Raw genomic sequence first — 18,451 nt, 5'->3', positions numbered from 1 at the left:
CCTATGCCGGCGACGCAGCCGACCGTTCGATGCTCCACCCGAATACGCTTCGCCGGTTCGAAGTTCGGTCGGCGACCGGATCCCCGCGAATCGTCTCGCTCCCGACCGCTGCCGCCTCGCTCGGCAGCGCGGTGCGGCCCGTCGAGCCGACGGTCTTGACCACGTTCGAAGACGCCTTCCGGGCGGCGCTCGCTCAAACCGAGCGGGACGGCGAACTGAGCCGGCTCCTCGGCGCCGACGTCTACGAAATCTGAGGGTCGATCGCTTCTCCCTGCACCGCCGAACTACGTGACTCCGGCGGGCAGGCAGCGTACGCTGGTCGCATGAACGCGAGCGGCGAGGCGGCCGGCACGCGTTCCCGAACGGTCGAATCCGGGAGCGACGGCGATGCGGCAGATTACGCGCAGGGACTGGCTTCGTTACTCGGCGCTGCTCGCCGGGGCGGGAATGAGCGTCCCGTTCGGACGACCGCTGCTGCTCGCGGCTGACGAAGCTGCGGGCGTGGACGGCGTCCTGCGAAGCGAGGGGATCGAGGTCCTGTACCCGCGCGATCGCATACCGCTGTCGTTCATCATCGACGACTCGACGTGCCTGGTGAACATGGGTCACTTCTGCACGCCGCAGTTTCTAGCGTGCTATCCCGATCGCGAGGAGTATCAGAAGGACTGGCGCTCCTGGCCGCGGGAGATTCCCGACTCCTTCGTGCGCGAGTTCGGCGAATGGTGCGGCGAGCACGGCGTCAAAGGGAAGTACAGCATCGTGCCGAATCCTGCCTGCGTCGGCTGGATGGATCGCGAGCTTCCCGGCTGGTCGCGAAGCGACTTGCAGAACAGCCTGAAACTGGTGCGGGAACTGATGGTCCCGAACTGGGACATCCATCCCGAGATGATCACGCACACGCGGGTGATCGATCTCAAGACGGGTCGCCCCTTCGAGGAGATCAGCCCCGCCACGATGGAGAACTCCTATCCCCGGCAGCCCAAGAGCGCGGGCGAGATGGCGGAGTACCTCGCCTACGCGCTGAAGATCCTGAAGAACTGCGACCTGCCCTGCGAAGGCGTCACTACGCCGGGCGGCTTCGGGAACCTGATCAAGTCGGAGTTGTCGCTGGCCGTGCAGCAGGCGGTGCGGGACGTCTACGCGACCGAGATTCCGCACTACTTCAAGTACGTCATCGACGGGGACGGAAGCACGGAACCGATGCTGGAGCATGTCTCCGGCGTCGGAACTGACGACTTGCGACTGACCGTGAACGTTCCTGCCGGTACGGGCGACTGGTTCGGCGGCTGGCAGGGCGACACTCCTTCGCAGCCTGATCTGTACGCGAGCGAAGACGCCACGAGCGGACGGATGGTCGAACTGATCGAGAAGGGGCAGCCCGCGCTGATGCTCTGCCACTGGCCCGGCATCTACAGCAACGGCACGAAAGAAGGCCTGCACAGTTTTCAACGCGTCGTCCTGTCGCTGAATCGTCGCTTCGCCGATCGCACGCTCTGGATGAAGCTGAGCGAGATCGCCCGCTACTGGGCCGCGAAGGAACTGACCTCCATCGTTCGCGGCCCCGAAGGGATCGCGATCGACGCCCCGTTCGCGTGTCCCGGTTTCACGATGCGCATCGCGGGACAAAGGAACGCTCCGCCCCGACTGACCGCGGGAAGCGACGTCGTGGAGTTCAATGAAGCGGGCGAACCGCGAGCCCTCGACGCGGGATGCTGGCTCCGTTCCAAGGAGGGAGCCGTGGTCTGCTTCGACCTGCCGAAAGGGAAGTCTAAGCTGACGTTGTAAGGCCGTTACTGTTGCGTGCGCTCTTGCGCTGACCTAGAGTGCGAGACGCCTTCCCGCCTTCTCCCGCCGCCGAATCGGACGCCCCATGCAGACTCGCCTGCAGGCGGCTCACGCCCTCGCCGCTTCTCTGGCGGACGCCCGGGCGCCCCTCTGTCGACGCCGCTCCGGCGTCGTCTTCGCGGCGCTCGTGCTGATGCTGCTCTTGCCCGGCGCTTCGGCGTACGGCGACGAGCGGGCGAACATTTTCCGGGAGCAGGTAGAACCGATCCTGCGGCAGCGCTGTTATGAGTGCCATTCACATGCCGCGCGGGAGATGCAGGGAGGACTGGCGCTCGACTGGCGGAAGGGGTGGGAAGAAGGAGGCGATCGCGGGCCGGCGATCATTCCGGGCGATGCGGCGAAGAGCCTGCTGCTCCGCGCCGTCCGGCATGAAGACCTCGACCTGCAGATGCCGGAGGAGAAGCTTCCCGACGCCGAGATCGCAACGCTCGTGCGGTGGGTCGAGCAGGGCGCCGCGGATCCTCGGTCGATCATGCCCGAGGCCGAAGCGATTGCCGCAGCAGGCGACTGGTGGTCGCTGCAACCGCTGACGCTGCCGGTCGTGCCTGCGTACGCCGGGGCCAATCCGATCGACGCGTTCGTGAACGAGCGACTCGCGACCGAGGGGCTGACGCCGTCGCCGGAGGCCGACCGCCGGGATCTGATCCGCCGGTTGACGTTCGATCTGCACGGTCTGCCGCCGACCCCGGCGGAGGTCGCTGCGTTTCTCCTGGACGATCGACCCGACGCGTACGAGCGGCTCGTCGATCGACTTCTTGCGTCGCCTCGTTACGGCGAACGCTGGGCCCGGCATTGGCTCGACGTCGTTCACTTCGCCGACACGCACGGGTTCGAGCACGACGCCTTCCGTCCCCACGCCTGGCGCTACCGCGACTACGTCATCGAGAGCTTCAATCGCGACGTTCCCTGGACGAGCTTCGTGCGGGAGCAACTCGCGGCAGACGCGTTCTATCCGGAGTCGCCTGACCGAACGGCGGCGCTCGGATTTCTCGGCGCAGGACCCTACGACCACAGCGCGGCGGCGACGGCGCCGATGTCGTTCGAGAATCTCGATCGCGACGACCTGGTGACGCAGACGACGGGCGCCTTCGTCAGCGTCACGGCGAACTGCGCTCGCTGTCACGCGCATAAGTTCGACCCCATTTCTCAGGAAGATTACTACTCGCTCCAGGCCGTGTTCGCCGGCGTGGCCAAGGGCGACGTCGAGTTCGACGCCGACCCCGCGGTCGCGGAAGCGCGGACGCGATGGACCGCCCTGAAGCTCGCGGCGGAGCGTCGCGACGCGTCGGTCCTGCTGAGCGAAGAGAACCGGCGGCTCGTCGCCGAGGGTGAAGCGGATCGCGGATCGGCGTCGGTCTGGAGCCCGTGGAAGGTCGAGACGTTCGTCTCTGCCGGCGGCGCCGAATTGAAGCGACTGGACGACGGGTCCCTCCTTTCCTCGGGAACCCGGCCCGATACCGAGATCATGGCGCTGACCGGGACGAGCGCGCTGCCGCGGATCACGGCGGTGCGCCTCGACGTGCTGACCGACGCATCGCTGCCAATGCAGGGTCCCGGGCGGATGGACAACGGCAACCTGCATCTGAGCGAGATCGAACTGCGCGCGTTTCCGCCCGGCGGAACCGAAGGTCGGGCGATCAAGATCGCCAGCGCCTCGGCTGACTTCGATCAAGCCGGATGGACCAGCCAGCACGCGATCGACGGCGATCTGAAGACCGCCTGGGGCATTCATCCGGCGGTCGGCACGCCTCATTATGCGGTCTTCGTTCTGGAGTCGCCGCTCACGCTTGAGCCAGGGACGAAACTGGCGCTGACGCTGAAGCAACTGCATGGCGGCGGTCACGTGATCGGTCGTTTCGCGTTGACGCTGACGGATGCGTCGGACCTGTCGCTCGCGGCGTTGCCTGCCGACGCCGAAGCCGCGGCATCGAAAGCGCCCGGCCAGCGCATGCCGGAGGAGCAGACCGCGCTCGCTGCGGCGATTCTGAAGGTTCGCGTCGAGCGAGAACTGGCCGCGTTGCCGCCCCGGGCAAAGGTCTACGCCGCAGGGTCGAACGTGGAAAACGAACGCGGCGTCGTTCACCTTGCGGAGCCGAAGACGATCCGCCTGCTGAAGCGGGGCGACCTCGACAAGCCGGGCGATCCCGTCGGGCCGGGGGCGCTCTCGGCGGTGACCGCATTGCCAGCGCGCTTTGAAGAGGCTGCGACCTCGAACGCGGAGGCGCAGCGTCGCGCGGCTCTCGCCGACTGGATCGTCCATCCGCAGAATCCGCTCTCCTGGCGGAGCGCGGCGAATCGCGTCTGGGGCTTTCACTTCGGGCGCGGACTATGCGACACGCCCAGCGACTTCGGGCGGATGGGAAGTCCGCCGACGCATCCGGAACTGCTCGACTGGCTCGCGTGCGAACTGCGGGACGGCGACGGGACGCTGAAGCCCTTGCACCGGGCGATCTGCACGAGCGACACCTATCGTCGATCCTCCGCCTGTCAGGACGACGAGGATCTCGCCCGGGATCCCGATAACCGCCTGCTCGCCCGGGGATCGCGACGTCGGCTCGATGCGGAAGGGTTCCGCGATGCCGTCCTGACGGCGAGCGGCCGGCTCGATCTGTCGGCAGGAGGACCGGGCGTGCAGCTCTTCTCCACCAGCCCCGGTCCGCAGATGACGCCGAAGGTGGATTACGACGGATTCGACTGGGACCGTCCCGGCGCGACGCGGCGGAGCGTCTATCGCGTTGTGTGGCGCGGCATCCCTGATCCGCTGATGGACGCTCTCGACTTCCCCGATCTCGGACTTCCCGCGCAGACGAGGAGCTTCTCCGCTTCGCCGCTGCAGTCGCTGGCGCTGCTGAACGATCGTTTCGTGCTGCACCATGCGAAGCGCCTGGCCGAGCAGGTTCGCGCCGAGCGCGAGGAGCTGGCCGCGCAGGTACGCGAGGTCGTTCGTCGAACGTGGCTGAGGGAGCCGACGAACGAAGAATCCGAGCAGTTCACGACGCTCGCGGAGAAGCATGGGCTGGAGGCCGTCTGCCGGGCGCTGTTCAACAGCGACGAATTCCTTTTCCTGGACTGATCATGCATCGTGCGCAGTCAGACAGCGAAGCGTCGTCACGGCGAGCCTTCCTCGCCCGGGCAGGCGGAGGCTTCGGCCTTGTCGCGCTGGCTCACTGGCTGGGAAACGAAGCCAACGCGGACGAAGCGCCGGTCGGAGACCTGAACGGCGGACTGCACCATCGGGCGCGGGCGAAACGCGTCATTCAGTTGTTCATGAACGGCGGCGCCAGCCCCATGGACACGTTCGACTACAAACCCGAGCTCGAACGGCTGCACGGACAGGCGCTCGGCCCGAAGGAAAAGCCAGAGGGATTCACCGGCGCGCCCGGCGCGGTGATGAAAAGTCCCTATAAGTTCGCGCAGCATGGCGAGTCAGGCCGCTGGGTCAGCGAGGTCTTCCCGCACCAGGCGAAGATCGTCGATGACCTCGCGTTCCTGATGGCGATGGCGAGCAAGACCAACGTCCACGGGCCGGCCAGCTACATGATGAACACGGGCTTCACGCTGCCCGGGTTTCCCTGCATGGGCGCGTGGATTTCCTACGCCCTCGGCAGCCTGTCGAAGGACCTGCCCGACTTCGTCGTGCTGCCCGACGCGCGGGGCCTGCCTTACAACCAGAAGGCGAACTTCAGCGCGGGCTTTCTTCCCGCCCGGCATCAGGGGACGGTCGTCGACGCCTCCGCGCCCGAACCGATCCCGCGACTGTTCGCCGAGCCGGAATACGCGTTCGCTCGCGGCGAGGCCGATGCGGACACCGTCGCGCTGTTGCAGCGGATCAATCGGTCGCATGCCGAAGCGCGACCCGACGATTCGCGGCTGGAGGCACGCGTCGTCGCCGGCGAACTGGCGGCCAGAATGCAACTGAGCGCGCCCGAGGCGTTCGATCTCTCGCGGGAAACGACGACGACGCACGAGGCGTACGGCCTGAACGCGCCTGAGACGCAGGACTTCGGAAGGAGGTGCCTGCTGGCTCGACGACTGCTCGAACGGGGGACGCGGTTCGTGCAGGTCTGGAGCGGACCGCAAGGCGCGGTCGACAACTGGGACAACCACGGCGACATCACGAAGGAGCTGCCCCCTATCGCGAAAAGCGTCGATCAGCCGATCGCCGCGCTCGTTCAGGATCTGAACGCGCGGGGGCTGCTCGAGGATACGCTCGTGATCTGGACGACGGAGTTCGGCCGGACGCCGTTCGCCCAGGGAAGCCTGGGGCGCGATCACAACGGCGGCGCCTTCGTCACCTGGCTGGCGGGCGCGGGCGTCAAGGCCGGCGTGACGTACGGGCGCAGCGACGACCTCGGCTACCAGGCAGCCGAGGGGAGGACGTACTGCTACGACCTGCACGCCACGATCCTGCATCTTCTCGGGGTCGACCACGAGAAGCTGACTTTCAGGACGAGCGGCATCGACCGTCGGCTGACCGACGTCCATGGCCGCGTCGTGCGCGACATCCTGGCGTGATCAGGAGGCCGAAGCCACCGTCTTGCCTTCGACCGCCCAGCCGAAGTGCCGGTCGATGAACGCCGCGTCGAAGACCTCGGGCCACGAATGCGATCCCAGATGCAGCGCGTGGTCGTGTCGCTGCTGGTAGAGCGACTGACGGGAGACCGCCTCGGCCAACGCGTCGGCGACGCCGTCGATCGACGGCTCGCAGGCGATGATGTTCGAGGAGACGCTCGCGAAGAAGGCGTCGTCGCGTCCGTCGAAACGGTTGGTGATCACGGTCGCCCCCGTCGCGGCGAATTCGAACGGCACGACGCTCGGATGGGGCGCGTACATCAGGCTCACGCCGATGTCGAGCTTCTGGATGAACTCGCGATACTCGTCCTCGGGCAGCTTGGCCTTGAGTTCGAGCGTATGTCCGCCGCCCAGTTCGAGCGGGCGGTGATCGGAGAGAGCGCCCAGCCCCATGAAGTTCCAGGTCTCGTCGAAGACGCCCGCCTCGCACGCCTTCTGCAGCCCGAGCACTTCGATTTCGAAGAGATTCCGCATCGCATGCGATTCGGGCCGGGCATAGAACAGCGCCCACTTGTCGCGGCGCGACGACATCGATTCGACGGACTGCAGCGGCAGGTTCGTCGGCACGTGCTCGAACACGCCGTAGTCGACGTCCTCCCGCAGCGTCGTGCCGTTGCCGAAGACCCCGAGTCGGTGACGGACGAAGTAGTCGCGCAGGGCGACGCTGTTGAAGATCGGATACTGCGGCAGACGGAACGCCGCGTCCATGGTCGCGTGGAACGAGCCATGGGCGTGGAAGACCGGCTCGTACTCCTGGATCAGCGAGAGGAACTTCGGCTCGTCCGTCTCCGCGGCGTACGCCTTGCCGTACCAGGCGTCCCAGCAGGAGTACGTCAGGAAGCGATCTCGCGGGCTCATCCGGATCGAATCGACCTCGAAGATCGAGAGGATCGGGACGTCGCCGAACAGTTCCAGATCGGCGGGGCGGTTCTTGTAGCGAAACAGGACGTATTCCCGATTCGCCTGCTCTTCGGTCAGGATGAAACCCATCTTCATCCCGCGCTCGCGGAGGTAGGGCTTCAGCCGCCGCACCAGTTCGAACAGCGCCTTGTACCCGCCGAAGACGAGGTCCGGGTTGAGCCGCGGACAGATGATCCAGAAGGTGCGCGGCGCGTCGGGATCGACGTCGGCGGGAAGCGGTCGCAGACGCACGTCGAGCGCGCGCACGTTCTTAACGAGCGTCGGCTCGGTGACGCCCGGCGCGGCGGCTTCGAGCGCGCCCTGCATGTCGTGCTTGGGAAGGCGAAGTTCGCGCTCTCCGGACACGAGATAGTGCGCGAAGCCGCTCTTGATCTTGCCGTCCTTCTTCGCGTCGCGCAGATCCTTGTAGAACGAGAGATACCAAGCTTCGTCGAAGTCGTTCGACGGCGAGCGGCCTTCCTCGGCGCCGACTTCGAGATAGTGCGCGAGCGCTTCCTCGTCGCTCAGTCCCGGCATGCCGTAGGTAGTACGGTAGAAGTTCGCGTCGAACGACCGGGCGATCAGCGCATTGACGCGTTCCTTCTCGGACATGCGATGCCCGATGAAGCGTCCGATCGCGTTGAAGGCGCCCACGGGGTCGAAGAACGGAAACTCGTCGAGAATCGACTCCGCTTCGGGATAGGCCCGGAGGTAGGTCAGGCGATCGAAATCATCGGCCTTCGCCGGCGCCTCGGGGCGGACCTGCTTCGCCTGGGCGTGGAACGTCGCGTTGGGCAGGAAGCCGATGTCGAAGCCGCGGGTGCAGTAATGCCAGAAGCCTGAGATCAGTCTTCCTTCCAGCACCGACTCTCCGATGCGCGGATATTGCGTGCGATACCAGAGTTCGTCGAAGAGTCGATTCGGACTCCAGCGTCGAAGTTCCGGCTCGTCGAGGTAGCGCGCGACGGCCGTGCGCGTATCGAGCGCCGGCGTCACGCCCGCGCTCGCCGCGATGCTGACGAAGTAATCCGCGTCGAAGGCGGCCTGCGGTCGATCGCTGATGGCGCCGCTTTTTTTTCCGTCCGCTCGTTGCAAGATCAAGTCTCCGTCGTAGTATCAAGCCCGGAGGCTCGTTCAGCGAAGCGAAGCAATACGTCACGAATAATGGTCTTCGAATCGCCCAAGGCCGCCTCCCGCTCGTCGTGGGTCGGCAGCTCCGTCGAACGTGAAACGCGGCGCCGGGAGAGGCCGAACGCCACCGTTCGAGCAGGACATAGTAATCAAGAAAGCTCCGCAATTCCGCTTCGCTGTATTCGTCGGGCGAAAGCGTCAGACGCCGCATCGCGACCGCGCCGAGAGCGGAATCGACATGGCGCACGTCACGTCGAAAAAGGTCGCAGGTCCAATGCGGGGGTCGGTACGGCGGAGAGCGTCCCCCGACCGAACGACTATACATACATCGCGCCGGCGGGCATGTCGGGCGCTCAGCGTCCGGTCGGGCGCCGGACGCGATCCTGGCCGACGGTCCTGCCGATCGTCGCGATCGGGACGGTGCGGACGGATGGGCTAAAGGGACGGCCGGGAGCGACGACTAGAGTTACAACTCGCTGCGGGAGACCGGTTCGCCGTCGGCGATCGATTCCGCTCGGCGATGGACGTCGAGATTGATGTCGTTCCGCACCATCCGCACCGAGCCGTCCCCCAACACGGTGGGGGCAGCTGCCGTGCCGGTTCGTCGAGCGCTCAGGGTTCCCAGGACCGCATCGTCTGCACGATTCGCGTGAGCTCCGCCCGGTTCTTCTCGAAGATGCCGAAAATGACGAGGATCGACAGGCCGAGCACGATTCCGAAGGCCCACCAGATGCCGACATGCCCGACGTTGTCGTAGGCATGCCAGACCATGGACACCACGGCCAGGAACGTGAACGACGATCCCAGGTAGAGGAACGCCCGGATCTGCAACCCGATGCCGAGGAAGACGCCGAGCACGGAGAGCGTCGCCAGCGCCATCGGTTCCCAGAGGTTGTCGCCGATACCGCCGATGAAGATGTCGGCCGTCGAACTGACGTAGATCACGATCAGGCAGAGATACCGAATGGCGGCGAGCTGAGCGTCGGTCAACTGTCGACGCAGCCACTGCGCCGCGACCAGCGTCGTCAGCGCGGGCGGAATCAGCCAGGTCTGCGGGTGCCGGAGGAGCGACAGCGGTTCGTAATCCGCGAGCAACGCCCAGAGCGCGCCGTTGCACGCGATCGCCGCCGCGATGCCGCTGACGTACGAGCGGCGCATCAGGCTCAGCGTGGCGTAGAGCAATCCGGCGAAGAACAGCAGCAGGGCGTAGTGTCCCGCCGCGTCGATGCCGAGGGCCGGATTGAGCCACCAGCCGAGCGCCGGGAGCAACGGCAACAGCCCGCCCGTCCGTTGCAAGGGACGAGCCAGCGTTCCGATTCCCGCCCGCTGAAGGGCCTCGCCGAGCAAGACGCCGGCGAAGGCGATGCCGACCACGATGTAGGGCCAGTAGGGCTTCAGCGTCCCGAACAGATGCGGGTACGAAAGGTAGACGTGCGCGAAGAGGCCTGCGGCGACGAGTTCGGCGCCGTAGACGTAGAACTCCCGTTGGGTTTCGGAGAGCGACAGGCGATCGAGCCGCGGCGAAAGGGCCATCGCGAGGAACGCGACGATCAGCGCGACCGACACGACCGCGACGGCGACGATCTGATAGGGATGTCCGAACGGTACGCCGATCCCCGGCTCGAAGTAGGCCACTTCGAGCGCCAGCGTGCCGGCGAACGCGGCGATCGCGGCGACGCCGCAGAGCGTCGCCATCCGCTCCACGGCGGGCAGCCAGTCGCTCCCCCGGAAGCGTGCCAGTCGGGCTACCGGGACGGCGAACGCGAACGCCAGCGCAGCGAACACCACCAGCAGGCGCACGACGCGTTCCAGAACCAGCGTCTCGCGCCAGGCTGGTTCGATATCCGCCCAGGCGATCAATAACGCGGAGAAGCTCGCGAGGGTAAGACTGACGTACTGCAAAGCCGTCCGGCGATCCTGCTGCGCCAGACAGCCGATGCCGTAGGCGAGCAACGCCGGTCCGCAGGCCGCCGCGACTCGCATCCAGCGTTCGGGAAAGCTCACGACGACGAGCGTGTCGGTGACGACCGTCGCGACCGCGATCAACAGCGTGAGCGCGGGCAGCCACACCGCCGTCCGGCGCAGTTGAGCGACGGGATCCGCCATCCCCAGTCGATCGCCCAGCGCGGCCAGTTCCGCCCCCTGACGCCAGAGTCGACCGGTCAGTCCGACGTACGTCGCGAGCAGGAAGCCGGCGATGACGAAGACGGTCGGTCGATCGAGGTCCATCCGCGCGTCGGCGAAATCGAGCGCGATCAGCAGCGTCGCGATCCCCCAGCCGTACAGCGCCGGAATCGCGAACTGCATCCGGCGGTCCCACAGACACGCGACGCTCAAGGCTCCTGCCGCGATCAGCGCCGTCCAGCCGAGCCAGTTCGAAACGTCGAGGGCGCTCCGCGGCGCGGTGAGCAATCCGGAAAGGACGAAGCCCACGAAGCCGACGAAGAGCAGGACCGCGACCGCCGAGACCGCGCCGGTCCGATGCAGCGCCGGAAAGCGGACGAAGCGGAAGAAGTCGCGCCCGAACGCGGTTTGCTCGCGGATTTCGGCGAATAGCCAGATAGTCGACACGGCGATCAAAGCGAGCACGTTGAGTTGCAGCAGATCGACGACGCCCTGAAGCTCCCCGGTCGGCCAGGAGTAGGTCCAGGCGATCGTCGCCGCGGCGCAGGCCGTGAAGGCGGAGGCGTAAGCGAACGCATGACGTCGCGTGCGAAAGCCGAGAGCCGTCGCGAGCGCCGTCGTCGCGAGCAAGGCGCCGAACGAACTCCAGGGCGCCTGGGGGTCGAACGGAGCCCCGCGCAGCGCCAGCAGAATCGACGCGACGGTCAGACCCGAACTCCACGCGACCGCAGCGAGGCGAGTCCGTCCGGCGAAGCCGAGTCGTTGCGGGATCCAGCTCGCTGCGAGCGTCAGCGCGCCGACGATCAGCCAGGCGACCGTCAGTGCATGAAACGCTCTCCAGTCGCCGGGCAGGTCCTCGAGGGCGATTGCCGAAGGTCCGCAGAGGGAGACGAGCGCGGCGGTCGCGACCGAGAAGCCGAGCCCGTTCCACCGGGCGCCAGTCATCCAGGCGAGAGCGCCGAAGCTCGCGATGCAGGCGACGAAACTGGGCCAGGCGCCGAGCGTGAGAAAATCGGTCAGATCGTTCGGAACCGCGATCGTCGCTCCCGTCGCCAGCGCAGCGATCGCCGCGGAAGCGCCGACCGACGTGAAAACCTGGGCCGCGAGACAGCCTTCGGCGCCTGCGATTCGCACGAGTCGCCGCTGCGGTTCGATCAGCGGTCGCAGACCCAGCCAAAGCAGCGCGAAAGCAGCCAGACCGAGCGCGTTCCATTGCAGGCAGCCGATGACGATCGGCCAGTCCCACGAGGCGCCGCCCGACTTCAGGATCGGCAGAAAGTAGCCGAGGTTGACCAGGTACTGGAACGTGAGCGAACCGGCGACCATCAGTTGCGGGTTCTTCGCCCGGATCGCGTGAGCGACGAAGATCGCCACGAGCAGACCGAGCGGCACGCCGAACGAAAGCTCGGCTCCCATGTTCGCGAAGATCGACTCCGCGAGCGGACCGCTCGGCGCGACGCCTGCCGCTGCCTGGATCAGACTCACGGTCGTCAGCCCGACGACGGGAACCGCCGTGAGCGCGAGCGTCCAGTCTCGGGCCAGCGACTCGTGCGAGGCGAACGCTGCGGCGCTTCGCCCCGGCAGGAACGGCCGGATCTTCGCCTCGAATCGCGACGCCGTCAGCAGCGCGATGGTCAGCACGATTCCCATGCCTGCGAACGACCACCGCAGGAGCGACGCGACCTCGACTTGTTCGTAACCGAAGCCGCCGACGAGAGCCGCGACGACGGCGCCCAGCAGGACGATCGCGCAGGTCTTCGCGAGCGTGCGGGCCTCGACCGCGGAACTGACGAGCGCCAGCGCCGTCAGAGCGAGCGCGATCCAGGAGCCGTTCGACAGGAGCGACTGCGCCGTTGCGACGCTCAGGAAGCGCGGGCTCAGTCGCAGCGTCAGCTCCTGCGCGATGCCGGGAACGCACGCGACGAGAACCGTTCCGAGCAGCGAAAGCAGCACGGCGCCCAGCAACATCTCGTCGATCGCGGATTCCGCCAGGCGCGTCCTGCGAACGACGTTCGGGAATCGCTGACGCAAGAGGACTCTGCCGGAGCTCCAGAGGAAGCACCAAGCGGCGAGCGTCGCGAACTGCACCTGGACATGCTGCGGTTCGAGCAGGCGACCGGTCCACCAGGACTGATGCTGGCAGACCGACGCGGTCGCGAAGACGACGCCCAGGGTCGCGACCGACTGAAAGACCATGAACGCCGACCGCGAACGCAAGGCGATCGACCCGGCCAGCCAGACGGCGGAAAGCGCGGCGACGTACCACGCGTGATCGCCGAATCGTTGTTCGATGATGACGACCGCCCACGGCGCGGTCAGCACGGACGAAATCAGTCCCGAGATCGCGAGCGGAACGACGAAGCCGAACCAGCGGGGGCTCTTCTCGGCGAACGACGGCCTTCGCTCGCGAAAGGAGAGCAGCGCTGCCGCGATCGAAGCGATCAGGCCGTGAGCCAGAGCGGCGGTGACGACCCGACGCTCCGGCAGCGCCGAAACGTTTTCCAGCCAGGACTGCACGGTCGCGTTCCAGTCCAGTCCGTGCGCCATGGCCGCGAGCGCCAGGAACGAACCGACGAACGTCGAAGCAGGTTGGATCCACGCCCAATCCTTCGATGTTCGCGGAAGCAGCCAGGCGCCCGCCAGAACGACGGCGGCGTACAGCGCCAGGACCGGCGTCACGAGATCGGGTTCGAGCTCCGGCCGCCTCAGAAATCCGACGCCGAACGCGACCGCCAGACTGATCAGCGACAACCCTCCCGCCCCGATTAGATAGCTGAAGTCGGGTTCGCGATGCTTTCGCAGGAACATCGCGGCGCCCGCGCCGGCGACCAGCAGCGAGAGCAGGGCGAGAATGACCGCGCTACGACCTGTCGAGAGGAGTTCGATCAGCCTGCGCGACAGGGCGTCTTCGTATCCCGCATAGGAGCCGAGCAGCAGGTGAAACCCGACAAGGGACGCCAAGGCGCCGCAGGCGATCGCCGGAATATGCAGCGCCGGGAGCCTCCCCACGACCGCCAGCGCCGACAGGCTCGCGAAACCGCATAGTCCTACCGTGACGAGCAGTTCGGGGTAGGGCCAGGCGATCGCCGTCGCGGCGACGAGCGAAGCTCCGCCGAGCAGCGCGAGCGATACGCCCACGACGCGGAGCGGCGCCTGCTTCTTGTTCACGCAGCGACGAAAGATCGCCAGACCCGTGGCGAGAATGACGACCGCGGCCAGGAAGAGCGGCGTCGATAACCACGCGAACGCGAGACGAACCGACTCGGCCTCGAACAGCAGCAGTCCGATCGGCGGCGCCAGCGAGAACGTGGCGACGCCCAGCACGAGCAGCGTTTCATTAACGACGGAAGGCGTCATCCGCGGCCGTCTGACCGCGACGATCAACTGGCTGACGGTCGCGATCAGATAGGCGGCGAGCGGCAGAGCGACGATCGCTCCCACCGCTGCGGCGTCCGACTGGCGCTCGACAGTCCGGCTGACGATCAGTTGGCCGGCCGAGGTCCCCATCAGCACGATCCACAATCGCCACCAGCCGCCCTGCATCAGCGCGGTGCCGGCGAAGAAGGCCATCACGCCGAACGAGAGCAGACCGACGCTGATCGCGGTGAGGTAGAGCGGATGAAACGCCGGCAGTTCCCGCGACTCGGGCCCGGTCACTACGATCGAGGCCAGGAAGTTGATCGGGATCAGCAGCGACGCGATGATCAGCGCCCCGCGGCTGGTCGACTTGAGCTTCCACCGGCGAAGCGTGTAGTTGCCCGCGGCATGCACCGCCGCGGTCGCGAGCATGAAGAGCAGGGCGGGCAGATAGATGAAGCGGTCGCTCAGGCTTGCGATCTCGCGACGAAGACTGATGGCGAGCGCAATGGAGCAGCCTACAATCAGGACGCCGCTGACTAGCTCGCCCCAGCGGATGTTCTTTTCCTGCAGAAACGAATGCAGCACGTCCGCCAGCGCGCGACGTCTCCGCTGCGGCGCGGTCGGCGTCGGCTCGATCGCGGCCGGAACGGGATCGGGGCGGTCGAGCGGATGAAGCTCCTCGCTCGGCGATCGGACTTGATCCGCCGATTCGATGAAAAGCGGAGGCGGGCTCGCGACCGGCGGCTTCTCCGGGGTCTCGTCCAGGATCTCCAGCACGTCCGCCTGAACCGCAGGCGAAGGAGGCGGCGTCGCAGTGCGTGCGGGCGTCAGTTCGGGCGGCGCCGACGTGCGATAGGGACGCCGGCCCGTGTCGAGGCGGAACTGCGCTTCGCGGAGTACGGGCAACATCCGGGCGTGCAGCGCCGGGTCGATCATTCCCGCTTCGGAGAGCTGCCGGAGCGTCCGCGCCGTGGCGTGCAGATCGCTCTCGGCCGTCGTTCGATCACCGGGCGACGGAGGGCCGGAGCCGGACTTCGTCACGCGACCGATCGCGAACCCGACGCCGATCAGCGTCAGGCAGAAAAACGCGAGACACGCGAGTCCGAAGATCACTTCCGGCATGCCGCTGCTTTCCTCGGATCAGGTTCGCCCCGCCGAATCGTACGTCGCGGCCCGCCGTCATGATCGAGCGGCGAACGACCTTCCGCCAGAGAATTCGTTACCGGAGGAGCGATCGGCACGACCGGCGCCGGCGCCGTAAGTTCCGCTGAGGTCGAAGAGCCCATACCCTGCGCCGCTCTGCGCGCAGCCTCCGGGATCAGCGCGAAAAGCGCGGCTGAGAAGCGCTGAAACGACTCTCCGCGAGGTCGCTTCTATTCGTTCGCATGGCCCTTCGTCAGACCCTAGAATCAGGCCGCCCGCCTGGAACGTCCTTCCTCCCCGGAACTCGCGTCGTGCTTCTCTTCCGCACGCTTGTCCCCTCCGTCGAAACCTCCCCTCTCGACAACGCATCTCCACTCCGAACCCGAACTCAGGTGTCGCCATGCAGTCCTCGATGAGCGTGCCGCTCGGCATTCAACTCAGGCTTCGGCCCGCGGCAGCGGCGTTCGCCGCCCTCGGTCTCCTCGGCCTCGCGCCCTTCACCTCGCTCGCCTGGGCCGACGAAGTCGAGTGGACGCGAACCGCCGGGTCGGGTCTCTGGTCGGAGGCGACGACGTGGGAAGGGGGCGAACTTCCTGCGGCCGGGGCGAGAGTCCATATTCGGGAAGGGCATGCCGTCACCTACGACGTCGAGTCAGACGAGACGCTTCGGACGGTCTTCGTCGGCGGGAAGCTGCGGTTCGCGCCTGACAAGAACACGCGGCTCAACGTGGGTCTGCTCCGCGTGGACGAGATGGACTGCCCGACCGAGGAAGGTTTCGACTACGTCCACTTCGACGACATGGCGGTTCCCGTCGCCGAGCGGGCGACGCTGGAGGTCGGATCGCCAGGGCAGCCGATCGAAGCGGGAAAACGGGCGCTCATTCGGCTCGTCGCCGTAGAAGGCCTCGACCCGGAGTCCTGCCCCGCCATCGTCTGCTGCGGCGCCAAGATGGACTTCCACGGAGCGCCGATGAATCGCACCTGGGTCAAGCTCGGCGCGACCGTGAACGCGGGCGATTCGTCCGTGACGCTGGCGGAAGGCGTCTCCGGCTGGAGCGTCGGCGACCGCGTAATCGTCACCGCCACGCGCCTGGGGCGCGACATCGGACAGTCGAGCGAAAAGCTGGAAACGGAAGAACGCGTCATCGTCGGACTGAACGGCGACGATCTGACGACGACGCTCGAACTCGATCGTCCGCTCGATCGCGAACACCGCGGCGAAGGCGAGTTTCGGGGAGAGGTCGCCCACCTGAGCCGCAACGTGATCGTCGAATCCGCCGATCCGCAAGGCGTTCGCGGTCACACGATGTACCACCGGGGCTCGTCGGGAGCGATCAGCTACGCCGAGTTCCGCCATCTGGGAAAGAAGAATGTCCTGGGGCGGTACGCGCTGCACTTCCACCTCGCCGGCGACACGATGCGCGGCAGCTACGTAATCGGCGCCTCGATCCACGACAGCGAGAACCGCTGGCTGACCATTCACGGGACGAACTATCTCGTCGTCCGCGACTGCGTCGGCTATCGCAGCGTCGGTCATGGGTTCTTCATGGAGGACGGCACCGAGGTCGACAACGTCCTCGATCGCAACCTGGCGGTGCAGGCGATGCAGGGCAGGAAACTTCGGCAACAGGTTCTCCCCTTCGACGCGAACGACGGCGCCGGTTTCTGGTGGGCGAACAGCCGTAACTCGTTCACGCGAAACGTCGCCTGCGAAAACGAGCGGTACGGATTCCGATTCGAGGCGACCGAGACGAGCGCGCTCAAGATGGAGCTTCCGGTCCGGCAACCTGACGGAACCATCGAGGTCGTCGACATCCGCACTCTTCCGTTCGTGCGATTCGAAAGCAACGAAGCCCACTGCGACGGACTGTACGGCGTCAACCTGGGAGAAGGGGTCGCGCGCGTCGGACCGGACGAGCGGCATCCGTTCGTCCTTCGCGACACGAAGATATGGGAGGTGCACTACGCCTTCCGCGTGCAGTCGCCGAGCGTACTCGTCGAGAAGATGACCCTGCACGAGGCGATCTACGGCGTCTACCACCCGAACTTCGATCGCCACGTCTATCGCGATCTGACGATCAGCCGCTCGGGCAAGAGCGGAGACGCCGAGCCCTTCAATCGCGGACATGACGACGACAGCGTGCAGTACGGGCGTCTGACCGTGGAAAGGCTGACCTTCGCGGGGCATCGCTACAGTTCGATGCCGCTGATCCAGATCAGCGACCACAATCCGACCGGAGGCGCCGAGTCGCATTTCCGCGACGTGCGCGTGATCGACCGTCAGGATCAGGGGCGCCGGGCGCTGGCCAATCGCGGAGGCGGACCGCGTCCCGATCCGGAATCCCCGACGAGCGTGCCGGTCTACCTGCACGACTACTACGGGCCCGGCAAGCACGCGAAGATCGTCAGCACGAAGTCAGGCGATTTCGTCAGCGCGGACGGGAGCACGTTCGCCTCGGAGGAAGCGCTGACGGGCGACGAGTCTCGCGTCGTCGAAGTCGCGGGCGTCGAATTCCCCAAGCTGCTCGACCCTGTGGACGATCTTCCCCCCTCGACGGTCGTCACGCACGTGGTCAAGTCGGATCGCGGATGGCTCGTCCGCGGTTCGTCGTCCGACGACGGCGCCGTGGCCGCGGTAAAGGTCAACGACGTCGAGGCGAAATCGGTGCGAGACAGCTTCGCCGAGTGGGAGGTCGAGGTCCCGTCGTCCGCCGCGGCGGAAGGAGCGTTGATCGCGCGATCCGTGGACGCGGCGGGCAACGCCGAACTCCTGCCGCACCGAACGCTCGTCCCTTAAGCAGGAACGAGAGCCGCATCGGGCATCGGTGCGTCGACGACTGACCGGTCGTCGGCGCCGCTCAAACCGCCTACTTCGCCTTCCAGGTCACGTTCGAGCGCAGGGCGTAGATCCGGACATGCGGGCGCAGGTCGCGCGTCCGACCCCGTTCGAGCTCGAAGAACGCCTGCTCGGGATAGGATTCGGCGACCCTGCTGACCAGCCGATCCTGCCCCGAACCTTTCCACGCGAAGATCAGCACGTACTGCTTCGCGAAGTCGACCTTCGCGAGCGCCTGCTCCAGCTCTTCGTCCTTAAAAAAGTTCGCCGCCTCTTCGGCGGACTTGATCTCGATCGGCTTGCCGGCCTGGGCGACTTCGAACACCGAGGGATCCGCGGTCAGCCCTTCGAGCTCGACGACCGCGGCAACGCCGGGGCTCGGCTCCGCGGCGGCTCCGCAGCAGACTGCGGCGAGGCACAGGATCGCACTGAGGCCAAGGTTCTTCATCGGACGTTTCCTGTCATAGTCATCCGGACCGCGCATGGTCGAAACCGCTCGACCTCGTGCGTCGCCGTCCGTTGCATCCTACGGCGCTTCGA

Annotated in this window: 8 protein-coding genes; 5 read left to right on the top strand and 3 right to left on the bottom strand. The window is 66.6% G+C overall.

The window, feature by feature from the left end; genetic code table 11:
* Positions 1–29: 29 nt before the first annotated feature.
* The 4 genes from SH602x_RS06035 (at position 30) to SH602x_RS06020 (ending at position 6,360) form a co-directional block, all read left to right on the top strand.
* Positions 30–254, top strand: coding sequence for a hypothetical protein (locus SH602x_RS06035; RefSeq protein WP_479475929.1), 225 nt, complete (start codon positions 30–32; stop codon positions 252–254).
* A 133-nt stretch (positions 255–387) separates the two neighbouring features.
* Positions 388–1,785, top strand: coding sequence for a hypothetical protein (locus SH602x_RS06030; RefSeq protein ID WP_479475928.1), 1,398 nt, complete (start codon positions 388–390; stop codon positions 1,783–1,785).
* Between the two features lie 85 nt (positions 1,786–1,870).
* Positions 1,871–4,918, top strand: a complete 3,048-nt coding sequence (locus SH602x_RS06025) for a DUF1549 domain-containing protein (protein WP_479475927.1) — start codon at positions 1,871–1,873, stop codon at positions 4,916–4,918.
* Between the two features lie 2 nt (positions 4,919–4,920).
* A complete protein-coding gene (locus SH602x_RS06020) occupies positions 4,921–6,360 on the top strand; it encodes a DUF1501 domain-containing protein (RefSeq protein WP_479475926.1) in 1,440 nt (479 codons plus the stop codon).
* On the opposite strand, the gene SH602x_RS06015 is transcribed toward SH602x_RS06020, so the two are convergent.
* On the bottom strand, positions 6,361–8,412 hold the full coding sequence (locus SH602x_RS06015) for a rhamnosyltransferase WsaF family glycosyltransferase (RefSeq protein ID WP_479475925.1): 2,052 nt from the start codon (positions 8,410–8,412) through the stop codon (positions 6,361–6,363).
* 648 nt (positions 8,413–9,060) lie between these two features.
* A complete protein-coding gene (locus tag SH602x_RS06010; RefSeq protein WP_479475924.1) occupies positions 9,061–15,054 on the bottom strand; it encodes a hypothetical protein in 5,994 nt (1,997 codons plus the stop codon).
* 421 nt (positions 15,055–15,475) lie between these two features.
* Here SH602x_RS06010 and SH602x_RS06005 point away from each other — a divergent pair, with 421 nt between their 5' ends.
* Positions 15,476–17,872 carry a G8 domain-containing protein gene (locus tag SH602x_RS06005; protein WP_479475923.1) on the top strand — a complete coding sequence of 799 codons (2,397 nt, stop codon included), beginning with the start codon at positions 15,476–15,478 and terminating at the stop codon, positions 17,870–17,872.
* Positions 17,873–17,942: 70 nt separating this feature from the next.
* Here SH602x_RS06005 and SH602x_RS06000 read toward each other — a convergent pair whose 3' ends face one another.
* Complete coding sequence (locus SH602x_RS06000; RefSeq protein WP_479475922.1) at positions 17,943–18,359, bottom strand: hypothetical protein; 417 nt, start codon at positions 18,357–18,359, stop codon at positions 17,943–17,945.
* Between the last annotated feature and the right edge of the window lie 92 nt (positions 18,360–18,451).

The sequence above is a fragment of the Lignipirellula cremea genome, assembly GCF_056501455.1.
This window is presented reverse-complemented; position numbering and strand designations above follow the sequence as displayed.

What these genes read in the sequence shown, in the direction of transcription:
- SH602x_RS06035 (WP_479475929.1), top strand. Translation starts at nt 30, where the DNA reads ATGCTCCACCCGAATACGCTTCGCCGGTTCGAAGTTCGGTCGGCGACC.
- SH602x_RS06030 (WP_479475928.1), top strand. Translation starts at nt 388, where the DNA reads ATGCGGCAGATTACGCGCAGGGACTGGCTTCGTTACTCGGCGCTGCTC.
- SH602x_RS06025 (WP_479475927.1), top strand. Translation starts at nt 1,871, where the DNA reads ATGCAGACTCGCCTGCAGGCGGCTCACGCCCTCGCCGCTTCTCTGGCG.
- SH602x_RS06020 (WP_479475926.1), top strand. Translation starts at nt 4,921, where the DNA reads ATGCATCGTGCGCAGTCAGACAGCGAAGCGTCGTCACGGCGAGCCTTC.
- SH602x_RS06010 (WP_479475924.1), bottom strand. Translation starts at nt 15,054, where the DNA reads ATGCCGGAAGTGATCTTCGGACTCGCGTGTCTCGCGTTTTTCTGCCTG.
- SH602x_RS06005 (WP_479475923.1), top strand. Translation starts at nt 15,476, where the DNA reads ATGCAGTCCTCGATGAGCGTGCCGCTCGGCATTCAACTCAGGCTTCGG.
- SH602x_RS06000 (WP_479475922.1), bottom strand. Translation starts at nt 18,359, where the DNA reads ATGAAGAACCTTGGCCTCAGTGCGATCCTGTGCCTCGCCGCAGTCTGC.